Below are 9,185 nucleotides of genomic sequence, written 5' to 3'. Positions count from 1 at the left end.
AAAGGTAAGAAATTTAATGATATTTAATCATTAGCTTCTTCGTTGTTCGGGAATCCCTATGTGTAGGATTAGTTATAGCTAACTACTATATGGGGTTAGTCACAACTAGCTAATGTGTGGGGTTAGCTACAACCATTTACTTTGTGGGGTTAGCTATGTTTGGGTAAAACCTCTTGCTTAACTTAACAAGCGTGAAGTCTGCTAGTTTAACAAGACTGGGATGTCTGCTGACTTAACAAGGATGAGGTCTGCTAGCTTAATAAATTTGTGGTTTTGTTTTTAAACTTTTTATGTTTAGGTGAAAAATTTAAATGAGTTTTGGATTTCCTTTAGAAACGGTAATTATATTCTTTGGGGTAATGATATTTTCAATTTACATTGACTTAGTTGCGCATAGTAAAACTAAAGAAATTACGGTAAAAGATGCTGCTCTTTGGTCTGTATTTTGGATTGCCTTAGCATTAGCTTTTTATGCTTATATTTGGGTTAGATTTGATAAGCACTGGGCAGATATGTACTTATCTGGCTATGTTTTAGAAAAGAGTTTATCAATTGACAACCTAATGGTGTTTGTAGCGATCTTTGCCTCTTTTGGGATTAAATCACATCTGCAACATCGCATTTTATATTGGGGAATTCTTGGAGCTTTAGTTTTCCGTGCGATCTTTGTGGTAATTGGTGCAAGCTTATTTGCAGCAAGTCCTTGGGTAGGTTTTGTCTTTGCTGCTTTTGTAGTGTGGTCAGGTTGGAAAATGATGACCGCTAGTAAAGAGGAAGAAGAGATTGAAGATTACACTAACCACTGGTCAGTAAGACTAGCAGGTAGATTCTATCCGATTTACAAAAAACTACACGGTGAAAGATTTTTCGTTAAAGATAGCGAATTACCAGCAGAAGAAACAGATGTAACTTCTAAACTAGCAGCTGTTACACGTAAAGGTGCTAAGTACGTAACTCCGGCTTTCCTATGCTTAATTGCAATTGAAACTTCAGACGTGGCATTTGCTTTTGACTCAGTACCAGCTGTGATTGCGGTTACTCAAGAGCCTTTACTAGTGTATGCGGCTATGATCTTTGCGATCTTAGGTTTAAGAAGTCTGTACTTTGTTCTTTCAGCTTTAACTAAGTACTTAGTGCACCTAGAAAAAGCTGTAGTAGCACTACTTTTCTACATTGGTATCAAAATGGGCGTACAGTCTTATGGTGCGGTAACAGGTAGTGAATTACATATTCCTGCAAACTGGAGCTTGTTCATTGTTCTTGGTGTGCTTGCTCTAGGTGTAATTGCTTCTTTAATTTTCCCTGAGAAAAAAGAGAAGTAAGCGTATAGGAATAGTGGGGATAAGATTAGTGTTATCTCTGATTATCTCTGATTATCTCTGATTATCTCTGATTATCTCTGATTATCTTAGATTATCTTAGATTATCTTAGATTATCTCTTAAGGGAGTATTTGGTAATTAGGAAATACTCCCGTTCCTTAAATGCTAAACAAAATCCATTAACTTGTACCTTGCAAATATTAACCCAAAGGAGGTAGCTTTGAGCTTACAGCGTTATATCAAGGGAGCTAGCTTTGCTTTACAAATGGCAAATGAAGAGTTTGATTACTCTAAGATAGTTCCTTCAAATGTTTCATCTAAGCCTTTACATGAACGTACGGCAAACCCTAGTAGTTCTCCTAATGTTGCAGGTAGTTCATCAAGTTCTTCAAGCAGTACGAGTACACCAACAAACAACGGACAATCAACAATCAATTTGAACAAGATCCGTCTAGATAAGTCAGCAAACTCAACTACGATTAACTTAAACAAAACAGCTCCAGAGCTAGTGATCAATCTTAATTGGTCGCCAATTACGATTGAGAAAAAAGGCTTCTTTAGCTCACTGTTTGGTAGTAAAGAAACTAAGCTTGACTTAGATTTAGGTGCATTCATTCGTTTAAACGATGGCTCAAAAATGTTAATTGATGCCTTACAGTTTGCGAATGGTAATGGTGGTCCTCGTAACGTACAAACTCGTCAAGGTTGTTTTACTAAAGCGCCATTTTTATGGCACACAGGAGATGATCGTGTAGGTGGCAGTGGTGAAACTATTTTAGTGAATCCACAATATGCTGACTATATCGACAACATTGTTGTTTACTGCTACATCTATGAAGCAGATGTTATCTGGGCGCAAACTGATGCAGTAGTAACAATAAAAGCAGCTGGTCAATCAGATATCGAAGTATATCTTGGTAATGAAAATATTCAAGGAAGATATGTAGTGCTTGCGCAGATTTTCTTTGAAAATGGTGGCATTCGCGTTGAGCGTAAAATGCAGGCTTTCAACGATATAGTTGATGTTAATGATCTATATCGCTGGGGCTTTAGATTTAGAGCTGGTTCAAAATAGTTTTTGAGCTTAGATCTAAGGTAATTTTTGTTCTGTAACTTCTAATAAGGAAAAAATTATGGCAATAAGTCTGACTAAAGGCGGTAACGTTAATTTATCTAAAGAAGCACCTTCTTTAAGAAGAGTATTAGTTGGTTTAGGTTGGGACGTGCGTGCTACTGATGGTGAAGCTTTTGACTTAGATGCTTCTGCATTCTTAATCAAAGCAGACAATAAAGTACGTAGTGATGCTGACTTTATTTTCTACAACCAATTAAAATCAGTTGACGGTTCAGTAGTACACCAAGGTGATAACCGTACAGGTGCTGGTGACGGTGATGATGAGGCATTAATTGTTGACTTAAACGCAGTTCCAGCTGAAATTCAACGCGTAGTATTTACTGTAACTATTTACTCAGAAAAACAAACTTTTGGTCAAGTATCAAATGCGTTTATTCGTTTAGTAAATGATGAAACAGGCGTTGAAGTAGCTCGTTACGATTTAGGTGAAGATTTTGCAAATGAAACAGCGTTAATCTTTGGTGAGCTATACAGACATTCTGGTGACTGGAAATTCCGTGCTGTAGGTCAAGGTTTTAACGGTGGTTTAAGAGAATTAGCGAAAGGTTTTGGGGTAAACATTTAAATTTAATTTGTTCCAAGACAAGCAAAAGTACGTGTAAGAGATGGGGGCTTGTTTCCTCATCTCTTTTTTTAACATTTTCTCTTTTAAGTTTAAGGAGTTAAGTATGGCACATGGATTAAGTAAAGACTTATTTATTCTTAATGATGTCGTTAATTTAGATGGGAAACATTATTTTGTAGAAATGTCTTGTTTTTTAGCTTTTGCTGATGTGGTGATAGATGCATTTGGTATTAGCCTTAAGGAAAGACTGTCAGAGAAACCTAATTTTCCAGAGAATGATAAAGACTTAATCTATCTTGAAAAGATGATAATTTCTCTATACTCAAGTACTTTCAAGTCGGTAGTAAAAGGAGGAAGATATTATGTCAATTATGAAGAGATAAACTCAATTATGACTTTAGCTAGATATGCTCACCTTCTGGGAGAGCTTACTGATGAATATGCCCACTTAGAAAAAATGCGTTTCTTTTATGAAACTATAGGGTTAATGTTTAATTTTGATGAGGATGAATTTGCAACTGCTTTTGTAGAAATAGAAAAAGATTTTGTGTACATGGCTAAAATTTCTAAAGCAGATCTTGATATAGATGATCTAGATGAGAAAGCACAATTATTTTTTGGAGGTAATCCTGCTTTTGGCATAAAGACACCTCATTGGTATAACAAAGATCTATATAATTTTGAATACCGTGTAGATCATCTTTTGAATTATACATATGTTAAAGGAACTAATGGATTATCTCAAAGATGGCGTAAATTCATTTCTTTAATTTCAGAAAGTTAAAAAATTAAGAGATTAAGATTTTAAATTTGTTAATGATTATATTGAGGTATCTATGGATATACTAGTTGAAGTTATTATTAATAATCTTAAAACTCAAGTGCAGTCTTATTTTCGTCAAAAAGATAGCCCTTGGGAAAGAATTTTGTATGACTTTAAATGGCTTTTTAATATACAAAGGATTAATAGTAATCCTATATTTATGCTAAGACCGGATACTATAAGTCATTTAGAATTTGTTTACTTCGTTGGTAAATTTGTTAATTACAATTTTCCAAGTGAGTTTAGAGAAGGAAAATATCATTACCCGATAGAGAAGATTGAAACTTTAGTTGATATAGCAAAAAGCTGTAAAACAATAGTAACCTCCGGAGTTGACTTAAGTAATGATGAGTTTAGAGAGTTATATTATCTTTACTATTTTATTAGTGTAGTGTTTGGTAATAGTAAGGACCAGATATTAACCTGTGCTTTAATTGCAGAAACTGCTACCATTAGAAATAGTTTAATGGATAACCCTGTTATGTACACGAAATTTCTTCAAAGTGATGATGCTAGAATTAATCTTCATTTGGAGATAATGGAGAAAGAGAATGCTATGACTGTAGGAGATGGTGTGATTTTGTGTTGTGGGGATAAAGTTAATTTTATGTTAGACATAACTTATCTGAATAAACTATACATTGAAGAAAATATTGACGATAAATTTAAAGGATACGTTTCAAATGTATTCTATCGTGCATTTATATGTGATTAATAGGAGAGGTTTATGGTAGTCAATAACACTAATATAATTAAAGAAGTAGCTCTTCAGTATATTAACCTACGTATAGGTAAAGACCAAACAAGTTTGTGGGTAAGAATGGCTCAATATTTTAATAAAGAGCTTAGCATCCTTGCATCTAAAACAAATGGAGTTATCGATGATGATTCACTTATAGAATTAATAGGTAAAACTTTTAGTTTACATATACCTGCACAACCTATTAAAAACCGTTACGCTATTTCCTCTAAGTCCTTACTTACGATTACTCAGTTAGGAAAATCCTATTTTTACTTACTTCAGTTAGATAGTGACTTGAGGAATTCAACACAAAGAGATATTATAAAGTTTTATTACTGCGCTGCTGCATTGCATAACTTTAATGAGTGTAGCATTTCTACTTCAATATTGTTATACGATTTAAAAGCTATTTATTCTGATGGGTTACAGGAAAATTATAGTCAAGAGTTATTAGCCTTACTAAATCATAACTTTGAGGCTGGAAGATTCTTTTTACTTAAATTCAATGGTAGTGATTTTAACTGTTTATCATTTGATCTTAATTTTAATCATATCTTAAATATAAATGCTGAGTATATGCAAATAGTACGTTCAATCTGGAAAGAGTTTTACGGTATAGATGTATTTTTCAGGGTAAGATAACGCTTAATTAGCTTAGCTAGTTTAACTGGCTAAGCTAAACTTTTGTACGCTCTCTATGGCACCTATGAAGTTTTACACTTAGTTAAAATGTTTCGAGCTAATAAATTATCGTTATATAATATAGAGAGCAATGTTTACTTGCTTTATTTATCGTTAGAAATTAAGATTTTTATTAAAACTAGCTAGTTGGAGCACTTAGAAATATATGACTCTCCCAGATTACACAGGTTTAACCCTGAAAGAAAAAGAAGAACTTAGGCAAAGAACTGAATTAAGACCACCTTTAAGATTCTCTGAGTTTACTATACCGTGGCGTACTGCGCGTGTGGAAGATGTGTTTGATAAAGTTACCGCTGGTAAACATATTCTTGTTGCACAGACTAAGTCTAAACCAGACAGTGAATATTGTTACCCAACTTACTCATCTCAAACTAAAAATTACGGAATCGTTGGATACCATAATCAATATCTATTCGAAAAGGCTGTAGTTTGGACTAATACAGGATATGCTGGAGTAACGAAATTTATTCCGGGTAAATTCTTTGCTATGTCTACATGTGGTGTATTACTCTCTGATAAAGGTTATTGTAATAACTGTATGGCTGAAGCTATTGGTAAGACGACAAATCTGTATGTAACTGTAGGGGTTCAACCTAAGTTAATGGCTCATCGTATGGCTAAGGTGATGTTCTCTTTTCCTGAGGAGCTTGAAGAACAACTGAAAATCAGTAAACTCTTTGCTGAACTTGACAAATTAATTTACCATAGTAAAGAGGCTAAGAAAAACCTTTACCACATTCGCAAGAAGTTAATTGCACAGATGTACACTCTGCAAGATGGTATTCCTTTGTTAGGTTTCCCAGAGTTCTATCAAGGCGAGAACAAAGAATCGCAAAGATGGCAAATGAAACTAGTAAAAGACATTGTAACCTTTTACAATACTAAACGAGTACCAATCAAAGCAGCTTATCGTGTAGCAGGTCCAACACCTTACTATGGGGCAACAGGAATCATTGATTACGTTGAAGGTTATACCCATGATGGTGAGAATATTCTTCTAGCAGAAGATGGAGCTTCGGATATGACAGACTATCCTGTAAATCTTACGCAAGGTAAGATTTGGGTAAATAACCATGCTCACGTATTACGAGCGAAAGAGGGAGAGATTGAGAACATGTTCTTAGCTACCCACTTTAGAGCATTCTATTACGAACCTATCTGCGTAGGAACTACACGCCAGAAATTGAATAAAGGAACCTTAGAGAAAATGGAAATTACCTTCCCTTCTTATGAAGAGCAGTTAAAACTAGGGAAGTTCTTTAGAGATTTCCAAGCGTTACTTGATGCTTATGACAGACGTATAGAACTCCTTGAGCTTCAGAAGAAAGCTTTATTACAACAAATGTTCTGCTAGTTAGAGCTTCTTTAACTATTCACAATTGCAATAGACAAATTTGCGTTTGAGCTAGAGGAAGCTTTAAGCTTTCTCTAGCTCATTGTTGTTTGTATGCTGGAGACTGTACGCTGGAGTAGTTAGAGTGCAGGAGGGGTTATAGTAGCTAGTGTTGCTGAAGAAGCTGTAGTGGCTGTTGTTGGTGTAAGAACAGAACAGTAGTAGCTGTTGCTACCAGATTTGCCGTTGAGCAAATATATCTTTTCAGAGTTTTGTCTTTTGTTATATAATTAACCGCGAGTTTTTATTACTTTCTCATAGATAAACATTAGAGAATTTACAAGGCAAACAAGATGAAACAAGAGTTATTAGCTAAACTTCGCTTAGCATTAGCCGTAGTTTTAATTGGTATTTTTGCGGGGTTAGGAGCTGCTTTTCTTAGTTGGCTTATTCACAAAGTTGAAATCCTAGCTTTTGGGCATTCAGAGACAACCTACCGTATTGTTACTGATGATACTACATGGCAACGTCGACTATTTTCCCTAGCAATTGGAGGGGTTATAATTGGTGCACTTTGGGCTTGGTTACAAGTTAAAGGTAAACCAGTAGTTGGTATCAAAGGAATGATGGAGGGTAAAAAACCATCATTTATGGATAACATTGCACACTCTTTACTGCAAATCCTTGCAGTTGGTGTCGGAGCACCAATTGGTCGTGAAGTAGCACCACGTGAAGTAGGTGCAACCTTTGCCTCTTACATCACTCGCTTTTGTCGTATTGATGATCCAAAAATCTTCTCGGTACTAGTTGCATGTGGTGCGGCTGCGGGGTTAGCTGGGGTTTACCACGTACCATTTGCTGGTGCGATCTTTGCCCTTGAGATTTTAATTGGGGTAATTAACGTTCCTTATGCAGTTATTGCAATTTCAACTTCAGTAATTGCTACTTTTGTAGCACGTATTGTGATCTCTCCTGAAGTATTTTACTTAGTACCACAAATTGAAATGTCTACTAGCCACGTATGGTGGTCAGTACTTCTTGGTTTACTCGTAGGAATTCCTGCTAAACTTTTTGGTAAACAAGTGAAATGGGCAGAGGCTAATCGTACTTCTGGTAAAGAAGTAATGATTACTTTACCGTTTGTTTTTGTTTTAACTGGGATTGTTGCAATTTGGTTACCACAAATTCTTGGTAATGGACGTTCAGCAGTACAATCAGCTTATTGGTTAATTCCAGTTGGTTTAGGAGCATTACTCTTTGTCTTCAAGTGGTTAATGGTAATTGTTAACTTAAGAGCAGGTGCTTTTGGTGGTACCTTAACTCCTGGTTTTGCTCTAGGGGCACTATTTGGTTTAGTAGCAGGTGGTTTAATTCATTCATTTGGTTTCCACTCAATGGATGTAACTATGGCTGCTGTAGTTTGTTCAGGTGCTTTCTTAGCGGTATCAATGAATGCTCCATTAACAGCCTTTGCTTTAACCATTGGTTTTACTGGTCAAGGTTTTGACGGTTATGTACCAATTATTGCAGGGATTAGTGTGGCAATGGCTGTAGGTAACTTCTTTAGTTTTACCAAAAAAGATAAAGACGCTAAAGATACTAAAGACACAGCTACTGCTAAAGAAGCAAAAGCTCCAGCAAAAGCTTAGCTATCTATCGACATATCGATATAGCAGAGGTTACCCTAGCTAACTAGCTACCTAGTTACCTGACTAGTTAACGACCTAATTACTTCATTAGTTAACTACATGCTTAACTAGTAAACTACAGCTACTTAGCTAAAGGTATGATAGTAATGCTAACCAGCTAAAGCTGGGTAAGAACTATACATATTGCAACATATTGTAAAAGTAAGTAATGCGAATGCGTAAGTAGCAGAGCTACTAAGTTACTAAGTTACTAAGTTACTAAGTTACTAAGTTACTAAGTTACTAAGTTACTAATTTTTACAATTTACCAATGTAATTAATAAAAAGGATCTGACTAAAATAGGTCGGATCTTTTTTATATCTTCATAATCTTTGTAGTCTTGTTGTAGTCTTGTTGTAGTCTTGTTGTAGTCTTGTTGTAGTCTTGTTGTAGTCTTGTTGTAGTCTCGGTTTATTCTTGGTAATCTTGCTTATCTAAATAAGAATATTGCCAAGTACCTTGAGTAAATTTCTATTTTTGGTAAAAGATTTTTGCAAAAAATTAATTTTTTTATCCTCTTAGTTAGCGGAATGTTTCGAATTATCTCCCTCAAAGGCGGTTAGGTAATTAATTGCTTGCCCTTGGATTTAGAAAAAATATTAATATAAATTTAGTAAAAACTCTCAAGAAAAAATTAACCGAGAAATTTTGTAGAGAGGAAAGAAGTTTTTATTTCACCAATAACCTATTTGCCTATAAGTGCACGTAATAGACAAATACATACATTCGATGTAGACAATAAACAACAAGCAAACAACAATTAAACAGCGATCACACACAATCGAACAAAACAACAATTAAGTAGTGATCAAACAATGATCAACCAGCAATTAAACAACAAGACAAACAGACAATTTTAAATAGGGATTCCCGAA

Annotated in this window: 8 protein-coding genes; all 8 read left to right on the top strand. The window is 34.9% G+C overall.

From position 1 onward, the window contains the following. The first annotated feature begins 311 nt into the window (after nucleotides 1-311). The gene (locus tag CKF54_RS05450; RefSeq protein WP_119525353.1) at nucleotides 312-1,322 is read left to right on the top strand and encodes a TerC/Alx family metal homeostasis membrane protein; all 1,011 of its coding nucleotides are present in this window, start codon (nucleotides 312-314) and stop codon (nucleotides 1,320-1,322) included. Between the two features lie 219 nt (nucleotides 1,323-1,541). Then, a complete protein-coding gene (locus CKF54_RS05445; protein WP_119525352.1) occupies nucleotides 1,542-2,396 on the top strand; it encodes a stress protein in 855 nt (284 codons plus the stop codon). Nucleotides 2,397-2,454: 58 nt separating this feature from the next. After that, complete coding sequence (locus CKF54_RS05440; RefSeq protein WP_119525351.1) at nucleotides 2,455-3,021, top strand: TerD family protein; 567 nt, start codon at nucleotides 2,455-2,457, stop codon at nucleotides 3,019-3,021. Between the two features lie 103 nt (nucleotides 3,022-3,124). Then, nucleotides 3,125-3,805 carry a hypothetical protein gene (locus CKF54_RS05435; protein ID WP_119525350.1) on the top strand — a complete coding sequence of 227 codons (681 nt, stop codon included), beginning with the start codon at nucleotides 3,125-3,127 and terminating at the stop codon, nucleotides 3,803-3,805. Between the two features lie 52 nt (nucleotides 3,806-3,857). Next, entirely contained in the window at nucleotides 3,858-4,559 is a 702-nt protein-coding gene (locus CKF54_RS05430; RefSeq protein WP_119525349.1) for a hypothetical protein, read from the top strand. Nucleotides 4,560-4,571: 12 nt separating this feature from the next. Then, nucleotides 4,572-5,228, top strand: coding sequence for a hypothetical protein (locus CKF54_RS05425; RefSeq protein WP_119525348.1), 657 nt, complete (start codon nucleotides 4,572-4,574; stop codon nucleotides 5,226-5,228). A gap of 205 nt (nucleotides 5,229-5,433) precedes the next feature. Next, nucleotides 5,434-6,642, top strand: coding sequence for a restriction endonuclease subunit S (locus tag CKF54_RS05420; protein WP_119525347.1), 1,209 nt, complete (start codon nucleotides 5,434-5,436; stop codon nucleotides 6,640-6,642). A 332-nt stretch (nucleotides 6,643-6,974) separates the two neighbouring features. Further along, the gene (locus CKF54_RS05415) at nucleotides 6,975-8,270 is read left to right on the top strand and encodes a chloride channel protein (protein ID WP_119525346.1); all 1,296 of its coding nucleotides are present in this window, start codon (nucleotides 6,975-6,977) and stop codon (nucleotides 8,268-8,270) included. The last annotated feature ends 915 nt before the right edge of the window (nucleotides 8,271-9,185 follow it).

It is taken from the genome of Psittacicella hinzii (assembly GCF_003585885.1).
Taxonomy (GTDB): Bacteria; Pseudomonadota; Gammaproteobacteria; order Enterobacterales; family Psittacicellaceae; genus Psittacicella.
This window is presented reverse-complemented; position numbering and strand designations above follow the sequence as displayed.